This is a genomic window from Pseudomonas sp. NBRC 111130 (assembly GCF_001320485.1).
Classification (GTDB): domain Bacteria; phylum Pseudomonadota; class Gammaproteobacteria; order Pseudomonadales; family Pseudomonadaceae; genus Aquipseudomonas; species Aquipseudomonas vlassakiae.
This window is the reverse complement of record NZ_BCBG01000019.1, coordinates 1-24820: the sequence shown is the minus strand read 5'-3', so window position 1 is coordinate 24820 and position 24820 is coordinate 1. Positions and strand designations below refer to the sequence as shown.

Below are 24820 nucleotides of genomic sequence, written 5' to 3'. Positions count from 1 at the left end.
TGGCGGCTCTTCTACTCTTTTGCCTACGCAGTCATTCCAACAAGAAGGTGCAGGCATGAGCGAGGCGAATTCGAACGCTGCCACCAGCGAGACGCTGGTCAGCTTCCGTGGTGTGCAGAAGAGCTACGACGGCGAATCGCTGATCGTCAAAAACCTCAACCTGGACATTCGCAAGGGTGAATTTCTCACCCTGCTCGGCCCCTCCGGCTCGGGCAAGACCACCAGCCTGATGATGCTGGCCGGTTTCGAAACCCCGACCGCCGGTGAAATCCAGCTGGCCGGGCGCTCGATCAACAACGTGCCGCCGCACAAGCGCGACATCGGCATGGTGTTCCAGAACTACGCACTGTTCCCGCACATGACCGTGGCCGAGAACCTGGCCTTTCCGCTGACCGTGCGCGGCCTGAGCAAGACCGACATCAGCGAACGGGTCAAGCGGGTGCTGAACATGGTCCAGCTCGATGCTTTCGCCAAGCGCTACCCCGGCCAGCTTTCCGGCGGTCAGCAGCAGCGTGTGGCATTGGCTCGGGCACTGGTGTTCGAACCACAGCTGGTATTGATGGACGAACCGCTGGGTGCCCTCGACAAGCAACTGCGTGAACACATGCAGATGGAGATCAAGCACATTCACCAGCGCCTGGGCGTGACCGTGGTCTACGTGACCCACGATCAGGGTGAGGCACTGACCATGTCCGATCGCGTGGCGGTGTTCCACCAGGGCGAAATCCAGCAGATCGCCGACCCGCGCACCCTTTATGAAGAACCCTGCAACACCTTCGTCGCCAACTTCATCGGCGAGAACAACCGCATCAACGGCACCCTGCTGGCCAGCGATGGCAAGCGTTGCCAAGTGCAGCTGGCCCGTGGCGAGCGGGTCGAGGCGCTGGCGGTGAATGTCGGCCAGGCCGGCGAGCCGGTGACCCTTTCGGTACGCCCCGAGCGCGTGCGCCTCAACGGCCACAGCGAAAGCTGCGTCAACCGCTTCTCTGGCCGCGTGGCCGAGTTCATCTACCTGGGCGACCACGTACGGGTGCGCCTGGAGGTCTGTGGCAAGGCCGACTTCTTCGTCAAACAGCCGATCGCCGAGCTCGACCCGGCGTTGGCCGTGGGCGATGTGGTACCCCTGGGCTGGGAGGTGGAGCACGCCCGCGCGCTCGATCCGATTGCCGAAGCCCACTGATCGATTGCTTCACCAACCCTGTACTGTGGAGAAAATAATAATGCGCAAGCAGTTGAAACTGACCGCCCTGGCTCTCGGCCTGTGCGCCGCCGGCCAGAGCATGGCGGCGGACCTGACCGTGGTTTCCTTCGGCGGTGCCAACAAGGCTGCCCAGGTCAAGGCGTTCTACGAGCCATGGGAGAAGGCCGGCAAGGGCAAGATCGTCGCGGGTGAGTACAACGGTGAAATGGCCAAGGTCAAAGCCATGGTCGACACCAACAGCGTGTCGTGGAACCTGGTGGAGGTGGAGTCGCCAGAGTTGGCCCGTGGTTGCGACGAGGGCATGTTCGAAGAACTCGACCCGGCGCTGTTCGGCAATGAATCCGACTATGTGAAGGGCGCCATCCAGCCTTGCGGCGTGGGCTTCTTCGTCTGGTCCACGGTGCTGGCCTACAACGCCGACAAGCTCAAGACCGCACCGACCAGCTGGGCCGATTTCTGGGACACCAAGAAATTCCCGGGCAAGCGTGGCCTGCGCAAAGGCGCCAAGTACACCCTCGAGTTCGCCCTTATGGCCGACGGTGTTGCGCCGAAGGACGTGTATCAGGTGCTGGGCACCAAGGAGGGCGTGGATCGCGCCTTCAAGAAGCTCGACGAGCTCAAGCCAAGCATCCAGTGGTGGGAAGCCGGCGCCCAGCCGCCACAGTACCTGGCCTCGGGTGACGTGGTCATGAGCTCGGCCTATAACGGCCGCATCGCTGCGGTGCAGAAAGAGAGCAACCTCAAGGTGGTGTGGAACGGCGGCATCTACGACTTCGACGCCTGGGCGATCCCGAAAGGCGCCAAGGATGTGGAGGAGGCGAAGAAGTTCATCGCCTACACCGTGCAGCCCGAGCAGCAGAAGACCTACTCCGAGAACATCGCCTACGGCCCGGCCAACTCCAAGGCCGTCCCGCTGCTGGCCGATGCGGTGAAGAAAGACATGCCGACCACGCCTGAGAACATCGCCAACCAGGTGCAGATCGACGTGGCCTTCTGGGCCGACAACAGCGAGCAGCTGGAGCAACGCTTCAACGCCTGGGCGGCGAAGAAGTAAGAAACCGGGAAGCGGGGCCGCGCTGCGGCCCCAATTTCAGCCTGTATCGCGGAGTTCGCCATGGCCATTGCAGTGCCCCTCAACGAAGGCGCAGGTCCAAGTCTCAAGCAGCGCCTCAAGCATGCCGAGCGGGTCAACCGCTGGAAGGCGCAGGCGTTGATAGCGCCGCTGGCGCTGTTTCTCCTGCTGGTGTTCCTGGTGCCGATCGCGGCGCTGCTGTACAAGAGCGTCGGCAACCCGGAAGTGGTCGGCGGCCTGCCGCGCACGGTCGAGCTGATCAGCCAGTGGGACGGCAAGAGCCTGCCCGGCGAAGACGTCTACAAGGCGCTGAGCCAAGATTTGGCCGAGTCGCGCAAGAACCAGACCCTGGGCGACCTCTCCAAGCGCCTGAACATGGAGCTGGCCGGCTACCGCAGCCTGCTGGCCAAAACCGCACGGGCGCTGCCGTTCAAGGCCGAGCCTGCCTCATACAAGGATGCCTTGCAGGCAGTCGACGAGCGTTGGGGCGACCCGGCCTACTGGCAGGCGATTCGCCGCAATACCAGCTCGCTGACCTCGTTCTACCTGCTGGCGTCGCTCGACCACCGCATCGATGACCTTGGCGAGCTGGCCAAAGCCACCCCCGACCAGGCCATCTACCTGGATATCTTTGCCCGCACCCTGTGGATGGGTGTGGTGATCACCGCCATCTGCCTGGTACTGGCCTATCCACTGGCCTACCTGCTGGCCAACCTGCCGACCCGGCAGAGCAACCTGCTGATGATCCTGGTGCTGCTGCCGTTCTGGACCTCGATCCTGGTACGGGTCGCTGCGTGGATCGTGCTGCTGCAGTCCGGCGGTTTGATCAACAGTGCGCTGATGGCGATGGGCATCATCGACCAGCCACTGGAACTGGTGTTCAACCGCACTGGCGTGTACATCTCGATGGTGCACATCCTGCTGCCATTCATGATCCTGCCGCTGTACAGCGTGATGAAAGGTATTTCGCCGAGCTACATGCGTGCGGCGATTTCGCTGGGCTGCCACCCGTTTGCCAGCTTCTGGCGGGTGTACTTCCCGCAGACCTACGCCGGGGTAGGCGCCGGTTGCCTGCTGGTATTCATCCTGGCCATTGGCTACTACATCACCCCGGCGCTGCTCGGCAGCCCGAACGACCAGATGGTCAGCTACTTCGTCGCCTTCTATACCAACACCAGCATCAACTGGGGCATGGCCACTGCCCTGGGTGGCTTGCTGCTGCTGGCGACCGTGCTGCTGTACCTGATCTATAGCTGGCTGGTCGGCGCCAGCCGCCTGCGCCTGAGCTGAGGAGCCTTGAGATGCTGAGCCCCTACATGTCGCCCGTCGAACGGGTCTGGTTCTACACCCTGCGCATCCTCTGCGGTCTGATCCTGCTGTTCCTGGTGTTGCCGGTGCTGGTGATCGTGCCGCTGTCGTTCAATAGCGGCAGTTTCCTGGTCTATCCACTGCAAGGCTTTTCGCTGCAGTGGTACCACGACTTCTTTGCCTCCGCCGAGTGGATGCGGGCATTGAAGAACAGCATCATCGTCGCGCCAGCGGCCACGGTACTGGCCATGGTGTTTGGCACCCTGGCGTCGATCGGCCTGACCCGTGGCGATTTCCCGGGCAAATCGCTGGTGATGGCGCTGGTGATTTCGCCGATGGTGGTACCGGTGGTGATCATCGGCGTGGCCAGCTACCTGTTCTTCGCCCCGCTGGGCATGGGCAACAGTTTCACCTCGCTGATCCTGGTGCACGCAGTGCTGGGCGTGCCGTTCGTCATCATCACCGTGTCGGCGACCTTGCAGGGCTTCAACTACAACCTGGTGCGTGCGGCTGCCAGCCTCGGCGCCTCGCCGTTGTTGACCTTCCGTCGGGTGACCTTGCCGCTGATCGCCCCCGGGGTGATCTCGGGGGCACTGTTCGCCTTTGCCACGTCGTTCGACGAAGTGGTGGTGACGCTGTTCCTCGCCGGACCGGAGCAGGCGACCCTGCCGCGGCAGATGTTCAGCGGCATTCGCGAGAACCTCAGCCCGACCATTGCAGCTGCGGCGACGCTGTTGATTGCCTTCTCGGTGGTCTTGTTGCTGACCCTGGAGTGGTTGCGTGGGCGTAGCGAGAAGCTCAGGACTCAACAACCTGCCTGATGATGCATTGTCTGTACCGGCCTCTTCGCGGCTAAAGCCGCTCCCACAGGAGGTATGCGAACCCTGTGGGAGCGGCTTTAGCCGCGAAGAGGCCGGTACAGGTTGATGCTAATCAGCCCTGATAGACTTCCCTGAGTTACAATGCGCGCCACCGTGATTCTGCCAACAGGTGCGCCATGCAGCCCTACGCTATTGCCCCCTCCATTCTCTCTGCCGATTTCGCCCGTCTGGGCGAGGACGTCGACAAGGTTCTGGCTGCGGGTGCCGACATCGTCCACTTCGATGTCATGGACAACCACTACGTACCCAACCTGACCATCGGCCCGATGGTCTGCACCGCGCTGCGCAAATACGGCGTGACCGCGCCGATCGACGTGCACCTGATGGTCAGCCCGGTCGACCGCATCATCGGCGACTTCATCGAGGCCGGCGCCACCTACATCACCTTCCACCCGGAAGCGTCGCAGCACATCGACCGCTCGCTGCAACTGATCAAGGACGGCGGCTGCAAGGCCGGCCTGGTGTTCAACCCGGCCACCAGCCTGGATGCCCTGAAGTACGTGATGGACAAAGTCGACATGGTCTTGCTGATGAGCGTCAACCCAGGCTTCGGCGGGCAGAAGTTCATCCCTGGCACTCTCGACAAGCTGCGCGAAGCGCGTGCGCTGATCGATGCCAGCGGCCGCGACATCCGCCTGGAGATCGACGGCGGCGTCAACGTCAACAACATTCGCGAAATCGCCGCCGCTGGCGCTGATACCTTCGTAGCCGGCTCGGCGATCTTCAACGCCCCTGACTACCAGGAAGTCATCGCCAAGATGCGTGCCGAACTGGCCCAGGCCCGCCCATGAGTGGCTTCGAGCAGCTGTTCCCGGGGACGCTGCCCAGGCTGGTGATGTTCGATCTGGACGGTACGCTGATCGACTCGGTCCCCGACCTGGCCGCCGCCGTGGATCGCATGCTGCTCGAACTGGGGCGCCCGCCAGCGGGTCTTGAGGCGGTGCGCCACTGGGTTGGCAACGGCGCCCAGATACTGGTGCGCCGCGCGCTGGCCGGTGGCATCGAGCATGAAGAGGTGGACGATGCGCTGGCCGAAAAGGGGCTGGCGCTGTTCATGGACGCATACGCCGAACACCATGAGCTCACTGTGCTCTACCCCGGCGTGAAAGACACCCTGCGCTGGCTGCAGAAGCGGGGCGTGGAAATGGCGCTGATCACCAACAAGCCGGAGCGCTTTGTCGCACCGTTGCTGGACCAGATGAAGATCGGCCGCTACTTCCGCTGGATCATCGGTGGCGATACCTTGCCGCAGAAAAAGCCCGACCCGGCGGCGCTGCTGTTCGTCATGCAGATGGCCGGTGTCAGCCCGCAGCAGTCGCTGTTCGTCGGCGATTCGCGCAGCGATGTGCTGGCGGCCAAAGCAGCCGGGGTGCAATGTGTGGGTCTCACCTATGGCTACAACCATGGCCGGCCAATCACCGAGGAATCGCCCAGCCTGGTGGTCGACAACCTGCGCGCTCTGCTGCCTGGTTGCGCAGACCCGGCCACTGGGATAACGTTGGCGGACCTTCAAGCCTCCCAAGACAGAGAGTCCACCGTGGCGGTCACTGGCAAATTCTGGATGAAAGTCATCAAGGCCCTGGCCCGTTGGCGCTGGCGCGCCTGACTCATGCCTGCCGGCGCCTGCCGGCCCGTCCGCTTGCCCGACCCTATTGCTGCTTGCCACGAGGCTACCCATGACCCGCGAAGAATTCCTGCGCCTGGCCGCTACCGGCTACAACCGCATCCCTTTGGCCTGTGAAACCCTGGCCGACTTCGACACGCCGCTGTCGATCTACCTGAAACTGGCCGACCAGGCCAACTCCTACCTGCTCGAGTCCGTGCAGGGCGGTGAGAAGTGGGGCCGTTACTCGATGATCGGCCTGCCGTCGCGCACCGTCATGCGCGTGCATGGTTACCGCGTGAGCATCCTGCAGGATGGCGTGGAGGTGGAAAGCCACGACGTCGAAGACCCGCTGGCCTTTGTCGAAAGCTTCAAGGACCGCTACAAGGTCGCCGACATCCCTGGCCTGCCGCGTTTCAACGGTGGCCTGGTCGGCTACTTCGGCTATGACTGCGTGCGCTATGTCGAGAAGCGCCTGGGTGCCAGCCCGAACCCAGACCCGCTGGGCGTGCCGGACATCCTGCTGATGGTTTCCGACGCGGTGGTGGTGTTCGACAACCTGGCGGGCAAGATGCACGCCATCGTGCTGGTTGACCCGGCGCAAGAGCAGGCCTTCGAGCAAGGCCAGGCACGCCTGCAAGACCTGCTGGAAACACTGCGCCAGCCCATCACCCCGCGTCGCGGCCTGGACTTGAGCGGCCCGATGGCTGCCGAACCGGCGTTCCGCTCCAGCTACACCCGGGACGACTATGAGAACGCGGTGGGCCGTATCAAGGAATACATCCTGGCCGGTGACTGCATGCAGGTCGTGCCGTCGCAGCGCATGTCGATCGACTTCAAGGCTGCACCCATCGACCTGTACCGCGCGCTGCGCTGCTTCAACCCGACGCCGTACATGTACTTCTTCAACTTCGGCGACTTCCATGTGGTCGGCAGTTCGCCGGAAGTGCTGGTGCGAGTAGAGGACAACCTGGTCACCGTACGCCCGATCGCCGGTACCCGCCCGCGTGGGGCTACCGAAGAAGCGGACCGGGCGTTGGAAGACGACCTGCTGTCGGACGAGAAAGAGATCGCCGAGCACCTGATGCTCATCGACCTCGGCCGCAATGACGTGGGTCGGGTCTCGTCCACCGGTAGCGTGCGCCTGACCGAGAAGATGGTGATCGAGCGCTACTCCAACGTGATGCACATCGTGTCCAACGTCACCGGCCAACTGCGTGAAGGCCTGACCGCGATGGATGCGCTGCGGGCAATCCTGCCGGCGGGCACCTTGTCGGGTGCACCGAAGATCCGTGCGATGGAGATCATCGACGAGCTTGAGCCGGTCAAGCGTGGCGTCTACGGTGGTGCGGTCGGCTACTTCGCCTGGAACGGCAACATGGATACCGCGATTGCCATCCGTACAGCGGTGATCAAGGATGGCGAACTGCATGTGCAGGCAGGTGGCGGCATCGTTGCCGACTCGGTGCCGGCGCTGGAATGGGAAGAGACCATCAACAAGCGCCGGGCGATGTTCCGTGCCGTGGCGCTGGCTGAGCAGACTACCGCCAAGTAAATCGATTGGGGCCGCTTTGCGGCCCTTAGCGGGCTTGCCCGGTCCCACAGATATTGCGCAAGTCTTGAAGCATGTGCGATCCCTGTGGGAGCGGGCAAGCCCGCGAAGGGCTGCAAAGCAGCCCCAAGGATTTAGAAGTCGATGCTGACGCCCAGACTCACACCCTGCTGAGTCAACTCATCACTTTTGCGCCAGTTGTAGTTCCCGCGCAGGTTCACCCCCGCCACCAGTTCATGGCTCACTCCCAGGCTCGCCCGGGTCAAATCACTGTGCGGCGTATACCCGGTCAGCGTGAAGTCATTGGCCGGCAACGTCGTCAGGTGCAAGGCCACATCCTGTTGGTCATCCTCGAACTCATGCTCATGCGCCACCTCGGCAACCAGCCGGGTGCTCGGCAGTACCTGCACGCTGCCTAGCAGCCCAACGCCCAGGCGCCGCGAAGTCCGCTCCTGATCATCAAAGCCCAGCGCAGTCGATCGCCCGCTTTTTTCGTCATAGCCATCGACTTTTACCCGCGCATGATCGGCACTGATAAAAGGTGCCAGTTGCCAGCTGCTGCTTTCGGCCGCCAGGTTGTAGCCCACCCGGGCAGTCACGGCCCAAGCCTCGCCATCGGTGTCACCCTTTTCACTACGGTCGTTGACGCCAAGTGCGAAGGTGCGCTTGAGGTCGTGGTAGTCCAGACGACCCGCGCTCAACGCGGCATCGGCCCACCAGCGGTCCTGCCGGAACTGGGCGAAGGCGCTGGCCAGGTAGCTGTCGAGCTTGTAGTCCGAGTCCTGTTCACCGGCCTCCAGCTTCTGCCGGTATACACCACCGGCAAGGCCCAGGCGCCAGGCGTCGTTGAGACGGTAACTGCCGCCCAAGGTCAGGTTGTAGCCGTGTCCGTCAGCGCTGGCAGCACTGCGCTGGTCATCGAAGTCCAGGTCCTGGCCACCGGTGCTGACGAAAGCTTGCCATTGGCCGACGGCCTGCCAGGGTGACTGCCACTGATTGCGCAGTTCGTCCTGGTGCGCACGCAAGCTGGCGTGAGCCATTTCCGGCAACAGGGTCAACTCCCAGGGAGCAGAAATGATCGAATAGGCGTAGTCGGCAATCAGTTGCTGGCCGGCAATGGTTGGGTGTACTGAGTCATTGAACAGCAGTTTGGTCGGATCTGGCGTTGTGCCATTTATGCCATATATCGGGTTCCCCAAGCATCCTTCGCCGCTGTAGCAGGTGCCAACCAGGTTCTGGCCGATAGCCAGGCCGAACTGACTGGGGCTGGCCAGGGCCTCGCTCAGCAGCACGGGAATGTTCAGCGGGATGATTTCGGCATCGATCTGCCTCAGTTGGCTGAGCAGCGACTGGTTGAATGCACCGGAAAGCAGCGACAGCGGGTTTTGCTGGGGCGTGCCGCTGAAGTTTGGGGTTTGTCCGAGGTCAGGCAGCAGCCAGACCATGATGTAGCGAGCCCCGCCCTGCTGCAGCGCCTGGGCACTGGCGGCCAGACGGCCGCCGGCGGCGATGGCATCGGCCGGGCTGTTCACCAGCCCCTGCAGGAAATCGTTGCCGCCGCCGGTCAGGTAGTACAGCGCATTGGGGTCGGCACGCAGGCCGTTGGCCAGGTAGCCCGGTTTTTCCCGTAGAACCAGTCCGGCACCAGGGCGACCTGGCGGAATGATGGTTTCGGACGTGCTGGTGATCGAATTCAGGATCTGCTGGGTGGTGTAGCCGCCGACCGCCCAGTTGTTGCCATCGGCAATCCCCAGCAACGGATTGACGGGGGAGGTGGAGGGGCCGAGCGCTGTCGGGTTCACTCCCAGCCGACCGCCCAGGATCATCGGCGACACCGGGGCGTAGTCGCCATTGGCATTGCGGTTGGTGAAGCGTGCGCCACCAAACTGCCCGGCGTCGCTGAGGCTGTCGCCAAAAACTATCAATGTGGAGTAGGGCGAAGGCGCGGCGAAGGCCTGGCTGCAGGCCAAGGCCAGCGAGGCGAGGGTGAACCGTACCAGGGGGGCTTTTCGCATCGTTGAACATCCTATTCATTGTTTTTATGAGGAGTAGCTGCTCGACCTTAGCAAATCGCTTTGCATCCCTCCCAAGTCCATTCGTTTCCCCGTGTTTACGGGCATATTGCGCCAGCCGCCCCGGTAGGCTACTGTGCCTGCAAGTATGAGCGAGACCTATCCTGTGTTGATCGTCAGCAAACTCTTGATGCGCGTAATCAAGGCCCATGCCCGTTGGCGTTGGCGCGCCTGACTTTATCTCCTGCCGGCCAGTCCGGCCCGTCCCCGTTTACCTTCCTGTCCGTTTAGCGACTGCCCTTCGTGGCCAAACCGTGCCTGCGGTGGTGTAGGAAGGTTCGTTTTTTGAAGTCAGTAGATTCAAGAGGTTTAGCCCGATGTTACTGATGATCGACAATTACGACTCATTCACTTACAACGTTGTTCAGTACCTTGGCGAGCTGGGTGCCGAGGTCAAGGTCATTCGCAATGATGAAATGACCATCGCCGAGATCGAAGCCCTCAACCCCGAGCGCATCGTTGTTTCCCCAGGCCCGTGCACGCCGAGCGAAGCAGGCGTGTCCATCGAAGCCATCCTGCATTTTGCCGGCAAGCTGCCGATCCTCGGCGTATGTCTGGGCCACCAGTCCATCGGCCAGGCCTTCGGCGGTGATGTGGTGCGTGCCCGTCAGGTCATGCATGGCAAGACCAGCCCGGTGCACCACCGCGACCTCGGCGTGTTCGCCGAGCTCAACAACCCGCTCACGGTAACCCGCTACCACTCCCTGGTGGTCAAGCGCGAAACCCTGCCGGATTGCCTGGAGGTCACCGCCTGGACTGCCCATGAAGACGGTTCGGTCGACGAGATCATGGGCCTGCGCCACAAGACCTTGAACATTGAAGGGGTACAGTTCCACCCCGAGTCCATCCTCACCGAGCAGGGCCACGAGCTGTTCGCCAACTTCCTCAAGCAGACCGGCGGCCGCCGCTAAGGATTGATCATGGATATCAAGAGCGCGTTGGGCCGCATCGTCGGTCACCTGGACCTCAGCACCGATGAAATGCGTGACGTCATGCGCCAGATCATGACCGGCCAATGCAGCGAGGCGCAGATCGGCGCCTTCCTGATGGGCATGCGCATGAAGAGCGAGAGCATTGACGAGATCGTCGGTGCGGTCTCGGTGATGCGCGAGCTGGCTGACAAAGTCGAACTGAAAAGCCTCGATGGCGTGGTGGATATCGTCGGTACCGGCGGTGATGGCGCCAACATCTTCAACGTTTCCACCGCGTCCGCGTTTGTCCTCGCCGCTGCCGGCTGCAGCGTGGCCAAGCATGGCAACCGTGCCGTGTCGGGCAAGAGCGGCAGCGCCGACCTGCTGGAAGCCGCCGGTATCTACCTGAACCTGACTCCGACCCAGGTCGCTCGCTGCATTGACAGCTTGGGCATCGGTTTCATGTTCGCCCAGAGCCATCACAGTGCCATGAAACATGCCGCTGGCCCGCGTCGCGATCTGGGGCTGCGTACCCTGTTCAACATGCTCGGCCCGCTTACGAATCCGGCCGGTGTGAAGCACCAGGTGGTCGGTGTGTTCACCCAGGCGCTATGCCGCCCGTTGGCCGAGGTCCTGCAGCGGCTGGGCAGCAAGCATGTGCTGGTGGTGCACTCGAAGGATGGCCTGGACGAGTTCAGCCTGGCTGCGCCAACCTTCGTCGCCGAGCTGAAGAATGACGAGATCACAGAGTATTGGGTCGAACCCGAAGACCTAGGCATGAAGAGCCAGAGCCTGCATGGCTTGGCTGTCGAGACGCCGCAGGCCTCGCTGGAGCTGATCCGCGATGCCCTGGGCCGGCGCAAGACCGAAAACGGCCAGAAGGCCGCTGAAATGATCGTGCTCAATGCTGGCGCGGCACTGTATGCCGCTGACCATGCCATGAGCCTGAAGGCTGGCGTGGAACTGGCCCACGACGTACTGCACACCGGGCTGGCCTGGGAGAAACTGCAGGAACTGGGCGCCTTTACTGCAGTATTCAAGGTGGAGAACGAAGCATGAGTGTGCCGACGGTGCTGGAAAAGATCATCGCCCGCAAGTTCCAGGAAGTGGCCGAGCGCAGCGCGCGCGTCAGCCTTGCCGAACTGGAGCGCCTGGCCAAGGCAGCTGATGCCCCGCGTGGCTTTGCCAATGCGCTGATCGAGCAGGCCAAGCGAAAGCAGCCGGCGGTAATCGCCGAAATCAAGAAGGCTTCGCCAAGCAAAGGCGTGATCCGCGAGAACTTCGTGCCGGCGGACATCGCCGTCAGCTACGAGAAAGGCGGGGCGACCTGCCTGTCGGTGCTGACCGATGTGGATTACTTTCAGGGCGCAGACGAGTACCTGCAGCAGGCCCGCGCGGCTGTTTCGCTGCCGGTGATCCGCAAGGACTTCATGGTCGACCCGTACCAGATCTTCGAGGCCCGTGCCCTGGGTGCCGACTGCGTGCTGTTGATCGTGTCGGCGCTGGATGATGTGAAGATGGCGGAGCTGGCTTCGGTGGCCAAGGATGTCGGCCTCGACGTGCTGGTCGAGGTGCATGATGGCGATGAGCTGGAGCGTGCGCTGAAGACCCTCGATACGCCGCTGGTGGGGGTGAACAACCGTAACCTGCACACCTTCGAAGTCAGCCTGGAAACCACCCTCGACCTGCTGCCACGCATTCCACGAGAGCGTCTGGCGATTACCGAGAGCGGAATTCTCAACCGTGCCGATGTCGAGCTGATGGAGATCAACGAGGTCTACTCGTTCCTGGTCGGTGAGGCGTTCATGCGCGCACCGCATCCGGGGCTGGAGCTGCAGCGGTTGTTCTTCCCGGATCAGGTGAAGAAGACTGTTCAGCCTCTGGACTGATCGAAACAAAGCCGGCTTGATGCCGGCTTTTTCATGCCCGCAAAAACAATATGAAAGGTGGATCAATGACCGATCAACCCCTGGCCCTAACCGTCGAGCAGGGCCTGCATGCCGAGCAGGAGCTACTCGCTGCCGTCTGCCGTGGCGAGCGCGATTGCGGCGTGCTGTTCTGGCGCCCCACCGATCACGCCCTGGTCATGCCACGCCGCATGAGCCGCCTGGACAACTTCGAAGCCGCCTGCTCGGAGCTGGCAATTGCCGGCTGGCCGGTCCTGCTGCGTGAAACCGGTGGTGAGCCGGTGCCGCAGTCGCACGCGACGGTGAACGTTGCACTGGTCTACGTGGCCCCGCGTAGCGAAGGCGATCATGGCCGAATCGAAAGCGCCTACGAACGCCTGTGCCTGCCATTGTGCGATGTGCTGCGCGAGTGGGGCGGCGTCGCTTCGGTGGGTGAAATCGATGGTGCCTTCTGCGATGGTCGTTACAACGTCAACCTCAATGGCCGCAAACTGGTCGGTACGGCCCAGCGCTGGCGCCAGGGCCTGGGTGGCAAACGCCCGGTGGTGCTGGTGCATGGCGCGCTGCTGCTGGACAACGAGCGCGAGTCGATGGTCGCGGCGGTCAACCGCTTCAATGAGTGCTGCGACCTGGAGCAACGCTGTCGCGCCGACAGCCATATCGCCCTGCACGAAGTGGCGCCTGAGGCGCCCTGGTTCGAGCGCCTGTCCCTGGCCTACCGCGACGTGCTGGCGGCGCTGCCCAAGGATTAACGAGTGCCGTAGACCACCATGGTCTTGCCCTTGACCTGTACCAGGCTGCGTTCTTCGAGGTCTTTGAGGACGCGGCCGACCATTTCCCGTGAGCAACCGACGATTCGACCGATTTCCTGACGGGTGATCTTGATCTGCATGCCGTCCGGGTGGGTCATGGCATCAGGTTGCTTGCACAGGTCGAGCAGGCAACGGGCCACGCGGCCGGTAACGTCGAAGAAGGCCAGGTCGCCGACCTTGCGCGTGGTGTTGCGCAGGCGCTGGGCCATCTGGCTACCCAGGGCGTAGAGAATCTCCGGGTCCTGGCGGGCCAGTTCGCGGAACTTGTCGTAGCTGATCTCTGCCACTTCGCACTCGGTCTTGGCACGTACCCAGGCGCTGCGCTGTTGCTCGCCGCCTGCCGGTTCGAATAGCCCCAGCTCGCCAAAGAAGTCGCCATTGTTGAGGTAGGCGATGATCATCTCGTGACCTTCGTCGTCTTCGATCAGGATGGTGACCGAGCCCTTGATGATGAACGACAGCGTTTCGGCACGGTCGCCTGCGCAGATGATATTGCTTTTGGCGGTGTAGCGGCGGCGCTGGCAATGAACCAGCAGTTTGTCGATGTTCTTGATCTTGGCGGGTAGGGCTGAGGCAACCATCACGAAATCCTGTTCGAGGCGAGGCATAGGCTCTTCTAGACCTTGTCTGACGCGACGCGCCAGTCAATTGGCGCCAGCTTATCAGACAGCGCTTGAAGTTTTGCCACTAAAGCGACTCGCATTGAGCTTTTCCGACAGGCATACAAGGCTTAAGCTGACACCCTTTTGCGAATCCAGGAGTACGGACAGATGAAGGCACGCATCCAGTGGGCCGGTGAAGCGATGTTCCTCGGTGAGTCGGGGAGCGGCCACGTGGTGGTAATGGACGGCCCGCCCGAGGCGGGCGGCCGCAACCTGGGCGTGCGCCCGATGGAAATGCTCCTGCTCGGCCTTGGAGGCTGCAGCAGCTTCGACGTGGTGAGCATCCTGAAGAAGTCGCGCCAGGCGGTGGAAAGCTGCGAAACGTTCCTGGAAGCCGAGCGTGCCAGTGAAGACCCGAAGGTGTTCACCAAGATCCACATGAACTTCGTGGTCAAAGGGCGAGGGCTGAAAGAGGCTCAGGTCAAGCGTGCGGTGGAGCTGTCGGCTGAGAAGTACTGCTCGGCGTCGATCATGCTCGAACGTGCCGGTGTTGAAATCACCCATGGCTATGAAATCGTAGAGCTGGGCTGAGTCCGACGATCGGGGCCGAGCAGCGGCCCCGGCGAGCCGCAGTCAGTCACGCAGGGCCGGGAAGGCTCTCAGCAACCATGCCGGCAAACTGCTTCTGACCGCCCGGCTCAACTGCTCCCGCCGCTTTTGATACCCCAACCCCAAGCCGATCACCCCCAGCCCGATGAAGCTCAGCACCAGCGGGAACAGCAGCGATTCGGCAAACACGTCGTAAGACAGATAACCCAGATAAGCTGCTACCCCCAGCGCGCCGAACACCATGAACACCGGCCGGCGCAACAACACCGCAGCACCCATCAAGGCCAGGTTGATCAGGCAATACAGAGCCTTGCCCAGTTCACTGTCGCTTTCCATCATCGTCAGCCCGCCCCAGAATGCCGCCAGGCCAGCCAGATAGCCCCAGTGGGCATAGTCCTCGCGGGTACGCCCATCTACGATCAGGAATACCAGGAGCAAGCCGAGCCCGAACCACAGTGACACCGTGCGCCGCTGTTCCCAGGAGAAGGGCGAGCCGTACACCCATTCGCTCAGGTCCATCGACATGAACCACAGGGCCACGGCGATCGGCATCACCACGAAGGGGTAGGGAACCAGGCGCAGCATTAGCAGCCCGGCAACCACGGTGGCGACCTCCATCAGCAGCCAGCCGCCCTGCACGTAGGTGTAGTACTGGTGATAGTCCGCCTGTGCATCATCCAGTGGCCACCAACCCGTCAGGCGCTCGATGGCGAACACGACCAACGGCACGATACTGACCGCGACGGCGGCCAGTACCCCGGCGGCAACCGGTTGCTTGCGCCCCTGCAGGTTGAGGGCGAACGAGGTGAGGACAACGACATAAAGCGTGGCGATGGCCAGCAAGGCTCCGTCACCCATTGTCATCCAGGCTTCGGTGAGCAGCCAGCCCATTGCCCCCATGATCAGCAGCGCGCCGAAGTAAAAGGCGACATGGGCAAGCTGGAAATTGCCCTGGGCTGGCGTTTGCTGGCGCAGGAAAGCCAGCAAGGCCTGGTCTTGGCCAGGCTGCAGAATGCCGGCTTGCACGGCGCGCGCCAGGTCCTTGGCGTCGATACGGTCCCTCATGCGTGTGTCCTTGTCAGATGCGGTAGGTACTTTTGGTCATGACCTTGGCCAGCAGGCTCATGCCGAAACGCACCGGCATCGGGAAGCGGTAGCCGCCAGCTTCAAGGGCAGACTCGGCGTGCTGCTCTTCATCCACGCGCATCTGTTGGAGAATGGCGCGGGATTTCTCGTCTTCCTGCGGCAGCTGTTCCAGGTGTTCGTCCAGGTGTTTGCAGACCTGATGCTCGGTAGCTGCGACGAAACCCAGGCTGACTTTGTCGCTGACCAGGCCGGCGAGAGCGCCAATGCCGAATGACATGCCGTAGAACAGTGGGTTGAGCACGCTCGGGTGGCTGCCCAGCTGACGGATACGTTGTTCGCACCAGGCCAGGTGGTCGACTTCCTCTTCGGCAGCATGTTCCATGGCCTTGCGCACTTGCGGCAGCTTGGCGGTCAGGGCCTGGCCCTGATACAACGCCTGGGCGCAGACTTCGCCGGTATGGTTGATGCGCATCAGCCCGGCGATGTGGCGGGTCTGGTTGTCATCCAGTTCCGCATCAGGCTGGATGATCGCCGGCGACGGGCGGGAGGGTTGGCCGCTGAAGGGCAGCAAGGTGCGCATGGCGGTATCGGCCTGCAGCAACAAGCGGTCGAGCGGCGAGTAGTGACGTTCGGTAGCCATCGGGCACCTCCGCTGAAGTGATGCCCGACAGTTTACCTCAATCGCTCAGGAGGAGCTTGCCTTGGGTCAGCCCGGCGGCCAGTGCATCTGGCGCTGGCCAAGCACGTGCATGTGGATGTGATAGACGGTCTGGCCGCCTTGCTCGTTACAGTTCATGACCACGCGGAAGCCATCCTCGCAGCCCAGTTCCTTGGCCAGGCGCTGGGCGGTAAACAGGATGTGGCCGGCCAGGCCCTTGTCCTCTTCGGTCAGGTCATTGAGGGTGCGGATGTGCTTCTTCGGGATGACCAGAAAATGCACCGGCGCCTGCGGCGCGATGTCATGGAACGCCAGAACCTGGTCGTCCTCGTAAATGATCTTCGCCGGGATCTCCCGGTTGATGATCTTGATGAATAGATCTTCCACAGCACTTGCTCCATGGTGAGTGTCGGGCCGAGTGTACTCAGCCGGGCGTCACTCGCCCAGTGGCTATTCCATGCCAACCGGGCAGTAACGGCGATGGATGAAGCCGGCCAGCTTGCGTGTCAACCAGCGCGGCAGCAGGCGCGGAGCGAAGGCCAGCCAGCGATTACGGCGTACCGGCATGATCACTGCGCGATTTTTCGCCAATGCGCGCACCGTGTACAACGCCACTTCTTCAGGGCTCAGGCAACGGCTGTTGCCTTCAAGCCGGGGGATGCGCCGGCGCGACGAGCGTACCGGGCCGGGGCAAAGTACCGATACCTTGATGCCAGCAGGCTTGAGCTCTTCGCGCAGCGCTTCGCTGAAGTGCATCACATAGGCTTTGCTGGCGGCATAGGTGGCCATGCCCGGCCCCGGTGCCACAGCGGCCAGCCCAGCGACGTTGAGGATCTGCCCGCCACCTTGCACCGCCATCAGGTTGCCAATGGCGTGGCACAGTCGGCTCAGGGCAAGGATGTTGACCTCCAGCAAGTCCTGTTCGTCGGCCCACTCGTGGGCCAGGAACGGGCCATAGGTCCGCTGGCCGGCGCAGTTGGCCAGCAGGTCGATGCGTCGCTCGCCTTCTTCCAGTTCCAGCACGAAACCGGACAGCCGCAGGGGTTGGCTGAGGTCACAGGCGCGTAGCAGCACTTCGACGCCGAAGCGCTGGGCCAGTTCGAGCGCTATCGGCTCCAGCGTTTCTCGATGGCGTGCCACCAGGATCAGGTTGCGCCCGCGCCGTGCCAGTGCTTCCGCCAGGGCCAGGCCCAGGCCGCTGGAAGCTCCGGTAATCATGGCGTAACGGGTCATGCAAGGCTCCTGGGGGCTGAAGAGGGCGCCTAGTGTACAGCCTGGCCGCGCGAGTTGTTGCCTTTTGCTAGAGGGCCTTGTCGCGCAACGCCTGGAAGCGCGCCAAGGCGGCGCGGTACTCGTTGTGCAGGCGCTCGATCAGTGTGGCGGCTGCAGGCAAGTCATGGATTTCGCCGACGCCCTGGCCGGCCGACCAGACGGTCTTCCAGGCCTTGGCTTCATCGTCGATCGGCTTGAGCTTGCCTTGCTCGTGCCCGGATTTCAGTGCCGCCATGTCATACCCGGCCTGTTCAAGGCTGGGGCGCAGGAAGCTGGCCGGGATGCCGGAGACGGCAGGCGTGTGGATGATGTCTGCGGCTTGGGCCTCAAGGAGCATCTGCTTATAGGCTGCCTGGGCATGGCTTTCGTGGGTGGCAATGAAACGCGTGCCCATGTAGGCCAGGTCGGCACCGAGCAACTGTGCAGCGAGAATCTCGTGACCGTGGTTGATGCAGCCGGCCAGCAGCAGGGTCTTGTCGAAGAACTGGCGGATTTCGGCCGCCAGCGCGAATGGGCTCCAGGTACCTGCATGGCCACCGGCGCCGGCTGCAACGGCGATCAGACCGTCGACGCCAGCTTCGGCGGCTTTCTCGGCGTGACGGCGGGTGGTGACGTCGTGGAACACCAGGCCGCCGTAGCCGTGCACTGCATCCACCACTTCCTTCACGGCGCCGAGGCTTGTGATGACAATGGGTACGCGGTGCTCGACGCACAGTGCGAGGTCAGCCTGTAACCTCGGGTTGGTCGGGTGGACGATCAGGTTCACCGCATAGGGTGCTGGCGCCTGCAACTGATCCAATCCCGCCTCGATTTCTTCCAGCCAGGCCTTGAAACCGGTGCTGTCACGTTGGTTCAACGCCGGGAAACTGCCGACCACGCCACTGCCACAGCAGGCCAGTACCAGCTCGGGGTTGGAAATCAGGAACATCGGCGCTGCCACCACAGGCAAGCGCAGGCGTTGTTCAAGCGAAGCGGGCAGGGTCATGGATCAGGCTCCATCGTGTCATGTCAGAACGGTTTGACCACCACCAGAATCACGATGCCCAGCAGGAACAGTACGGGCACCTCGTTGAACCAGCGGTAGTAGACGTGGCTGCGGGTATTGTTGCCAGCGGCGAAGCGTTTGCGCTGGGCACCACAGATGTGATGGTAGCCGGTCAGCAGAATCACCAGGGTGAGCTTGGCATGCAGCCAGCCCTGGCTCAGCCATCCGGGTGTCAGGTAGAGCATCCAGGCGCCAAACACGTAAGTGGCGATCATTGCCGGGTTCATGATGCCGCGGTACAGCTTGCGCTCCATGGTAACGAAGCGTTCCTGGCTGATGCTGTCCTGACTCTGGGCGTGGTAAACGAACAGCCTGGGCAGGTAGAACAGGCCGGCGAACCAGCAGACCACGCTGACGATATGCAGCGCCTTGATCCATAGGTAAAGCATGGAGGGAGTTCCTTCAGGTAATCACGGTCGTCAGATAGTAGAGCCCAAGCGCTCGAAGGGGCACCCCAAGAGTTGTTACAGCCGCTTTGCCCCCCTATCATCGTGCGCTTTCCAGACGGCTCGTTGATAAGGGGCAAGCGTTATGATCAAGGTCGGTATCGTCGGCGGCACGGGTTACACCGGCGTCGAACTGTTGCGTCTGCTGGCACAGCATCCTCAGGCCGAAGTGGCGGTCATCACTTCGCGCTCCGAAGCGGGCGTGGCGGTCGCCGACATGTATCCGAACCTGCGCGGCCACTATGACGGCCTGGCTTTCAGCGTGCCGGACAGCAAAACCTTGGCCGCCTGCGACGTGGTGTTCTTCGCCACGCCGCACGGGGTCGCCCATGCCCTGGCTGGCGAACTGTTGGCTGCCGGGACCAAGGTGATCGACCTGTCCGCCGACTTCCGCCTGCAGGATGCAGCCGAGTGGGGCAAATGGTATGGCCAGCCACATGGCGCTGCAGAGCTGCTCAAGGACGCCGTCTACGGCTTGCCTGAGGTCAACCGTGAAAAAATCCGCCAGGCACGCCTGATTGCCGTGCCGGGTTGCTACCCGACCGCTACCCAGCTGGGCTTCCTGCCTCTGCTCGAAGCTGGCCTGGCCGACCCCTCGCGCCTCATTGCCGACTGCAAGTCGGGCGTCAGCGGCGCTGGCCGTGGTGCAGCGGTGGGGTCGCTGTTCTGTGAGGCAGGCGAAAGCATGAAGGCCTACGCGGTCAAGGGCCACCGTCACCTGCCTGAAATCAGCCAGGGCCTGCGCCTGGCCGCTGGCAGGGACATCGGGCTGACCTTCGTGCCGCACCTGACTCCGATGATCCGTGGCATCCACGCCACCCTTTATGCGACCGTCGCCGACAAGTCGATCGACCTGCAGGCGCTGTTCGAAAAGCGTTACGCCGATGAGCCGTTCGTCGACGTGATGCCGGCCGGCAGCCACCCGGAAACCCGCAGCGTGCGCGGAGCCAACGTCTGCCGTATCGCCGTTCATCGCCCGCAGGGGGGGGATCTGGTGGTGGTGCTGTCGGTAATCGACAACCTGGTCAAAGGAGCTTCGGGCCAGGCGGTGCAGAACCTCAACATCCTGTTCGGCCTGGACGAGCGCATGGGCCTTTCCCATGCCGGCCTGCTGCCGTAAGCGCTCGCTGATGGAACAGGCCCGCCCAGTGCGGGCCTTTTTGTTTGTCGCGACTAAAGCCGCACAATTCTTGACCAATTTTCTCGGAGAAGCGGATAATGCGCGTCATCGAGTTTTATGGCGGCTACCGCGCCGGGAGAATCAACATGAGCGTCGAAACCTTCACCCCTACGGCTTTGGAATTCACCCACGGCGCCGCGCAAAAGGTGAAGAACCTGGTTTCCGAAGAAGGCAATGACCGCCTCAAGCTGCGCGTGTTCGTCACCGGTGGCGGCTGCTCGGGCTTCCAGTACGGCTTCACCTTCGATGAGGACGTGGCTGAAGACGACACCATTGTCGAGCGTGAAGGCGTTTCGCTGGTGGTCGACCCAATGAGCTTCCAGTATCTCGCCGGTGCCGAAGTGGACTATCAGGAAGGCCTGGAAGGTTCGCGCTTCGTGATCAAGAACCCGAATGCTGCGACCACCTGCGGTTGCGGTTCTTCGTTCTCGATCTGAGCCAAGGCTGTACGAAAACGCCGCGCTATTGCGCGGCGTTTTGCTTTGTGGCTAGGGGTCAGGCGGGGTAGATCGCGCCGAGTACGCGTAACCCTTTGGCCGCTGTCACACTAGGGCGATTGGCGGCAATGCCCTCGAGGCAACAGTGGGCGAGCCAGGCAAAGGCCATGGCCTCGACCCAGTCCGGATCCACGCCATGGGCACCGGTGCTGGTTACCCGGGCCTTGGGCAGCAGTTCGGCAAGCCGATTCATCAGGGCGCCATTGCGAGCGCCGCCGCCGCAGACCAGCAGTGCTTCGGTGCCATGCTGGGCGTTTTGCAACGATTCGACGATGCCGCGCGCAGTCAGCTCCAGCAGGGTGGCCTGGACATCTTCTTCACGGTAGCTCGGTAGACTCGCCAGGTGGGCATCCAGCCATGGCAGGTTGAACACTTCTCGGCCGGTGCTCTTCGGACCGGTGCCGGCGAAGAACGGGTCACTCAGCAGGCGGCTGAGCAGATCGCCCTGCACGATGCCGCTGGCCGCCCAGGCGCCATCCGCGTCATAAGCCTGACCACGCTTGCGCTCGATCCAGGCGTCCAGCAGCACGTTGCCGGGCCCGCAGTCGAAGCCATGCACGGGCCTGGCCTCTTCGATCAGGCTCAGGTTGCTGAAACCACCCACATTGAGGACCGCCAGGCGTTGGCCGAGGTGGCCAAACAGGGTTTCATGGAAGGCCGGCACCAACGGGGCGCCCTGGCCTCCTGCAGCAACATCGCGGCGGCGAAAGTCGGCGACCACGCTGATACCGGTAAGCTCGGCGAGCAGCGCCGGGTTGCCGATCTGCACGGTGAAGCCGCGAGCCGGCTCATGGCGGATGGTCTGGCCATGGCTGCCGATGGCGCGGATGGCCTCGGCCGGCAGCCCTTGCTTGTCGAGCAACTGCCGTATGCCTTCACCTGCCAGGCTGGCCCAGTGGTTCTCTGCCAGCGCGGCGCGGGCAATCTCGTCAGGGCCGCTGCTGCAGAGGCTGAGCAGTTGCTGGCGCAGGTCGGTCGGCATGGGCAGGTAATGAGTGGCGAGCAACTGAAGCTGCTCGCCCTGATCGACCAGGGCGATATCCAGGCCATCAAGGCTGGTACCGGACATCACCCCCAGATAAAGCGCCATGGGTCAGCGCTTGTTGGCCGCGAGCATGGTGGCCTTTTCCTGGTCCATGCGGGCGATCAATGGTTGGCTCTGTTGCATGAAGCGCTGGCGTTCGTTCTTGGCGATCGGATCAGCCATCGGCACCTTCTGGCTCAGCGGGTCGACGTGCACGCCGTTTACCTGAAACTCGTAGTGCAGGTGCGGGCCGGTCGACAGGCCGGTAGTACCGATGTAACCAATGATCTGGCCCTGCTTCACGTTACTGCCGGTCTTGATGCCCTTGGCGAAGCCCTGCATGTGACCGTAAAGAGTTTTGTAGCTGTTGCCGTGGGCAATGATCACGGTGTTGCCGTAACCGCCGCGGCGGCCAGCCAGTTCGATGCGGCCATCACCGGCTGCCTTGATCGGCGTGCCACGTGGGGCCGCATAGTCCACACCCTTGTGCGCGCGAATCTTGTTCAGGATCGGGTGCTTGCGGCCGGCGGAAAAGCGCGAGCTGATGCGGGCGAAGTCGACCGGGGTGCGGATGAAAGCCTTGCGCAGGCTGTTGCCGTCAGCGGTGTAGTAGCTGGTGTTGCCCTGCTTGTTGGTGTAGCGCACGGCGGTGTAGGTCTTGCCGCGGTTGGTGAAGCGTGCGGACAGGATGTTGCCGGTGCCGACCACCTTGCCGTCCATGACCTTTTGCTCGTAGACCACGTCGAACTCGTCGCCCGGGCGGATATCCTGGGCGAAGTCGATGTCGTAGCCCAAGACCTTGGCCATGTCCATGGTCATGCTGTGGGAAAGTCCGGCGCGCTGGGCGGATGCCGACAGCGAGCTTTTGATCACGCCATGGGCGTAAGCGGTGCGGACCACCGGCTTGCTGATCTCGCGATCGAAGGTGTAGCCCTTGGCGGTCTTGGTCAAGCGGATGGTTTCGAGGTTGCTGACCTTGCTGTGCAGGCTGGCCAGTTGGCCGTCCTTGTCGAGTTCGAACTGCAGCACCTGGCCATGCTTCAGCTGACTGAACTGCTTGGCTTGCTTGTTGCTGGCCAGCAGGTCGTGCACGGCATTGGCCGGTAGACCCACCTTGGCGAACAGGGTGGACAGGGTGTCGCCACGGGATACGGTCACTTCGCGGTGACCTGGCTCCTTGGCCTCAGGCGTTTTCTCGGTGGCCGGCGCTTCTTGTGCTGCCTGCCCGGTGCTGGTTTCGGCGCCGTCGATCTGTGCGAAGGGGGAGCCCTGATCGCCTTGAGCCTGGACCAGCGGCGTGCTGCTGGCTTCGTCCTTCAACTGCTCGGCCGGGCTTTCCAGCTCCAGGCTGAGGGTGGTCTTTTTGGCTTCGACCTCGCTGGAGGGAAATACCAGCAGTGCCAGGCTGAGCAGGGCGGCGATGCCGCTGGCGGCCAACAGATGGCTTTTCGGATAAAGCGGGGGCGCTTTAGGCGTTTCGTTGGTCATAGATAAGGTGACTTTGAAGAAAAATGAATATGGAAAAGATGAATGACATGATGAAGATGAAATAACTGTATAAAATATAACCAAATCCGCTTTCGCGCAAGGGCGCGTAGACGCCGTGACGCGTCGGTCGGGTCACATTTCATTTCGAAACTTGTAATTGATGGCCGATCTTGTATGGTTGGCTCCCTTTGAATCTGAGCCTTGCGGGTCTGTCTATGAAGTCGGTTGAAGAGCAGCTGGCGCTTATCAAGCGCGGTGCGGAAGAGGTATTGGTCGAGTCGGAACTGGTCGAGAAGCTCAAGCGTGGCCAGCCTCTGCGTATCAAGGCAGGCTTCGACCCGACTGCGCCTGACCTGCACCTGGGGCACACGGTGCTGATCAACAAGCTGCGCCAGTTCCAGGAGCTGGGGCATCAGGTCATCTTCCTGATCGGTGACTTCACTGGCATGATCGGTGATCCGAGCGGCAAGAGCGCCACCCGTCCGCCGCTGACCCGCGAGCAGGTGCTGGACAACGCCGAGACCTATAAGCAGCAAGTGTTCAAGATTCTCGATCCGGCAAAGACCGAGGTCGCGTTCAACTCCACCTGGATGGACAAGCTGACGCCAGCCGACTTCATTCGCCTGGCATCGCAGTACACCGTTGCGCGCATGCTCGAGCGTGACGACTTCGACAAGCGTTACACCACCAATCAGCCGATTGCGATCCACGAGTTCCTCTACCCGCTGGTGCAGGGCTACGATTCCGTGGCGCTGAAGGCAGATGTGGAGCTGGGTGGTACAGACCAGAAGTTCAACCTGCTGATGGGGCGCGAGTTGCAGCGTTCCTATGGGCAGGAGGCACAGAACATCGTGACCATGCCATTGCTCGAAGGGCTTGATGGCGTGAAGAAGATGTCCAAGTCGCTGGGTAACTATGTTGGCATCCAGGAAGCGCCGGGTGTGATGTACAGCAAGCTGGTGTCGATCCCGGACACCCTGATGTGGCGTTACTTCGAGCTGCTGAGCTTCCGCTCGATGGAAGAGATCGATCAGTTCCGCGCCGACGTTGCCAACGGTGCGAATCCGCGTGATATCAAGATCAAGCTGGCCGAAGAGATCGTTGCGCGCTTCCATGGTGAAGAGGCTGCGGCCAATGCTCACCGCGCTGCGGGTAACCGCATGAAAGAAGGCGAGCTGCCTGAGGATCTGCCAGAGATTGAAGTGGCTGCAGCTGAAGCCTTGCCAATCGCTGCCGTGCTGAACCGTGCGGGCCTGGTGAAGAACTCGGCGCAAGCGCGTGACCTGCTCAGTGGTGGAGCGGTAAAGGTCGATGGCGCGGTGGTCGACAAGGACTTCATGTTTGCCCTCGGCGCGACCCATGTGTGCCAGGCGGGTAAGAAGTCGTTTGGCCGGGTTACCCTCAAGGCTGAGTGATCGCCTAGTGGTGTAGCTATATAGAAGCGGGGAGGCCGACAGGCCTCCCCGCTTTGTTTTTCAGCGATATTAAAGTTTTCTTGAAATTAAAGATTGACGCGCTTTCGAATCCCCTTATAATGCGCCCCACTTCCAGCGACATCGGAACGACAAACTCCTTGAAATTCAATGAGTTAGGT

At 62.3% G+C, this 24820-nt stretch carries 25 protein-coding genes; 15 read left to right on the top strand and 10 right to left on the bottom strand.

Going from position 1 to position 24820, the window contains the following annotated elements:
* Positions 1 to 55: 55 nt before the first annotated feature.
* The 7 genes from APH33_RS11265 (at position 56) to trpE (ending at position 7620) form a co-directional block, all read left to right on the top strand.
* Positions 56 to 1180, top strand: coding sequence for an ABC transporter ATP-binding protein (locus APH33_RS11265; RefSeq protein WP_054885208.1), 1125 nt, complete (start codon positions 56 to 58; stop codon positions 1178 to 1180).
* A 40-nt stretch (positions 1181 to 1220) separates the two neighbouring features.
* Positions 1221 to 2255, top strand: a complete 1035-nt coding sequence (locus tag APH33_RS11260; protein WP_054885207.1) for an ABC transporter substrate-binding protein — start codon at positions 1221 to 1223, stop codon at positions 2253 to 2255.
* A gap of 60 nt (positions 2256 to 2315) precedes the next feature.
* Positions 2316 to 3563: an ABC transporter permease gene (locus APH33_RS11255; protein WP_054885206.1), complete on the top strand. Its 1248-nt coding sequence runs from the start codon at positions 2316 to 2318 to the stop codon at positions 3561 to 3563.
* An 11-nt stretch (positions 3564 to 3574) separates the two neighbouring features.
* The gene (locus tag APH33_RS11250) at positions 3575 to 4402 is read left to right on the top strand and encodes an ABC transporter permease (RefSeq protein WP_054885205.1); all 828 of its coding nucleotides are present in this window, start codon (positions 3575 to 3577) and stop codon (positions 4400 to 4402) included.
* Between the two features lie 176 nt (positions 4403 to 4578).
* Positions 4579 to 5253, top strand: coding sequence for a ribulose-phosphate 3-epimerase (rpe, locus tag APH33_RS11245; RefSeq protein WP_027917448.1), 675 nt, complete (start codon positions 4579 to 4581; stop codon positions 5251 to 5253).
* The gene (locus tag APH33_RS11240) at positions 5250 to 6068 is read left to right on the top strand and encodes a phosphoglycolate phosphatase (RefSeq protein ID WP_054885204.1); all 819 of its coding nucleotides are present in this window, start codon (positions 5250 to 5252) and stop codon (positions 6066 to 6068) included. Before rpe ends, APH33_RS11240 begins: the two co-directional genes overlap by 4 nt.
* Positions 6069 to 6138: 70 nt before the next feature.
* Positions 6139 to 7620 (top strand): anthranilate synthase component I, encoded by a 1482-nt coding sequence (gene trpE, locus APH33_RS11235; RefSeq protein ID WP_054885203.1) that lies wholly within the window; start codon positions 6139 to 6141, stop codon positions 7618 to 7620.
* A 131-nt stretch (positions 7621 to 7751) separates the two neighbouring features.
* Here trpE and estP read toward each other — a convergent pair whose 3' ends face one another.
* A complete protein-coding gene (gene estP, locus APH33_RS11230) occupies positions 7752 to 9632 on the bottom strand; it encodes an esterase EstP (protein ID WP_054885202.1) in 1881 nt (626 codons plus the stop codon).
* Positions 9633 to 10006: 374 nt separating this feature from the next.
* Here estP and APH33_RS11225 point away from each other — a divergent pair, with 374 nt between their 5' ends.
* The 4 genes from APH33_RS11225 to APH33_RS11210 all read left to right on the top strand — a co-directional run bounded on the left by APH33_RS11225 (position 10007) and on the right by APH33_RS11210 (position 13259).
* Entirely contained in the window at positions 10007 to 10600 is a 594-nt protein-coding gene (locus APH33_RS11225; RefSeq protein WP_054885201.1) for an aminodeoxychorismate/anthranilate synthase component II, read from the top strand.
* A 9-nt stretch (positions 10601 to 10609) separates the two neighbouring features.
* Positions 10610 to 11659, top strand: a complete 1050-nt coding sequence (gene trpD / locus APH33_RS11220; RefSeq protein ID WP_054885200.1) for an anthranilate phosphoribosyltransferase — start codon at positions 10610 to 10612, stop codon at positions 11657 to 11659.
* On the top strand, positions 11656 to 12489 hold the full coding sequence (gene trpC / locus APH33_RS11215) for an indole-3-glycerol phosphate synthase TrpC (protein ID WP_054885199.1): 834 nt from the start codon (positions 11656 to 11658) through the stop codon (positions 12487 to 12489). The genes trpD and trpC overlap by 4 nt, the downstream gene beginning before the upstream one ends.
* A gap of 65 nt (positions 12490 to 12554) precedes the next feature.
* On the top strand, positions 12555 to 13259 hold the full coding sequence (locus tag APH33_RS11210) for a lipoate--protein ligase family protein (protein ID WP_054885198.1): 705 nt from the start codon (positions 12555 to 12557) through the stop codon (positions 13257 to 13259).
* Here the strand turns inward: APH33_RS11210 and crp are convergent.
* Positions 13256 to 13900 (bottom strand): cAMP-activated global transcriptional regulator CRP, encoded by a 645-nt coding sequence (gene crp / locus APH33_RS11205; RefSeq protein WP_054885258.1) that lies wholly within the window; start codon positions 13898 to 13900, stop codon positions 13256 to 13258. The two genes, APH33_RS11210 and crp, sit on opposite strands and share 4 nt — an antisense overlap.
* Before the next feature lie 189 nt (positions 13901 to 14089).
* Between crp and APH33_RS11200 the strand changes: the two genes are divergently transcribed.
* Complete coding sequence (locus APH33_RS11200) at positions 14090 to 14512, top strand: OsmC family protein (protein WP_054885197.1); 423 nt, start codon at positions 14090 to 14092, stop codon at positions 14510 to 14512.
* A 42-nt stretch (positions 14513 to 14554) separates the two neighbouring features.
* On the opposite strand, the gene APH33_RS11195 is transcribed toward APH33_RS11200, so the two are convergent.
* The 6 genes from APH33_RS11195 to hemJ all read right to left on the bottom strand — a co-directional run bounded on the left by APH33_RS11195 (position 14555) and on the right by hemJ (position 18980).
* The gene (locus tag APH33_RS11195; RefSeq protein ID WP_054885196.1) at positions 14555 to 15595 is read right to left on the bottom strand and encodes a hypothetical protein; all 1041 of its coding nucleotides are present in this window, start codon (positions 15593 to 15595) and stop codon (positions 14555 to 14557) included.
* A 13-nt stretch (positions 15596 to 15608) separates the two neighbouring features.
* Entirely contained in the window at positions 15609 to 16256 is a 648-nt protein-coding gene (gene coq7 / locus APH33_RS11190) for a 2-polyprenyl-3-methyl-6-methoxy-1,4-benzoquinone monooxygenase (protein ID WP_054885195.1), read from the bottom strand.
* A gap of 66 nt (positions 16257 to 16322) precedes the next feature.
* Entirely contained in the window at positions 16323 to 16661 is a 339-nt protein-coding gene (locus tag APH33_RS11185) for a histidine triad nucleotide-binding protein (RefSeq protein WP_054885194.1), read from the bottom strand.
* Positions 16662 to 16724: 63 nt separating this feature from the next.
* Positions 16725 to 17507, bottom strand: coding sequence for an SDR family oxidoreductase (locus tag APH33_RS11180; protein ID WP_054885193.1), 783 nt, complete (start codon positions 17505 to 17507; stop codon positions 16725 to 16727).
* A gap of 67 nt (positions 17508 to 17574) precedes the next feature.
* Entirely contained in the window at positions 17575 to 18531 is a 957-nt protein-coding gene (locus APH33_RS11175) for a nitronate monooxygenase family protein (protein ID WP_054885192.1), read from the bottom strand.
* A gap of 23 nt (positions 18532 to 18554) precedes the next feature.
* Positions 18555 to 18980 carry a protoporphyrinogen oxidase HemJ gene (gene hemJ, locus APH33_RS11170; protein WP_054885191.1) on the bottom strand — a complete coding sequence of 142 codons (426 nt, stop codon included), beginning with the start codon at positions 18978 to 18980 and terminating at the stop codon, positions 18555 to 18557.
* A gap of 142 nt (positions 18981 to 19122) precedes the next feature.
* Here hemJ and argC point away from each other — a divergent pair, with 142 nt between their 5' ends.
* On the top strand, positions 19123 to 20157 hold the full coding sequence (gene argC, locus APH33_RS11165) for an N-acetyl-gamma-glutamyl-phosphate reductase (protein ID WP_054885190.1): 1035 nt from the start codon (positions 19123 to 19125) through the stop codon (positions 20155 to 20157).
* Between the two features lie 146 nt (positions 20158 to 20303).
* Complete coding sequence (gene erpA / locus APH33_RS11160; RefSeq protein WP_015268740.1) at positions 20304 to 20654, top strand: iron-sulfur cluster insertion protein ErpA; 351 nt, start codon at positions 20304 to 20306, stop codon at positions 20652 to 20654.
* 58 nt (positions 20655 to 20712) lie between these two features.
* Here the strand turns inward: erpA and APH33_RS11155 are convergent, their stop codons facing one another.
* Positions 20713 to 21804, bottom strand: a complete 1092-nt coding sequence (locus APH33_RS11155; protein WP_054885189.1) for an anhydro-N-acetylmuramic acid kinase — start codon at positions 21802 to 21804, stop codon at positions 20713 to 20715.
* 3 nt (positions 21805 to 21807) lie between these two features.
* On the bottom strand, positions 21808 to 23226 hold the full coding sequence (locus APH33_RS11150; RefSeq protein ID WP_054885188.1) for a peptidoglycan DD-metalloendopeptidase family protein: 1419 nt from the start codon (positions 23224 to 23226) through the stop codon (positions 21808 to 21810).
* A gap of 215 nt (positions 23227 to 23441) precedes the next feature.
* Between APH33_RS11150 and tyrS the strand changes: the two genes are divergently transcribed.
* Positions 23442 to 24641 (top strand): tyrosine--tRNA ligase, encoded by a 1200-nt coding sequence (tyrS, locus tag APH33_RS11145; protein WP_054885187.1) that lies wholly within the window; start codon positions 23442 to 23444, stop codon positions 24639 to 24641.
* The last annotated feature ends 179 nt before the right edge of the window (positions 24642 to 24820 follow it).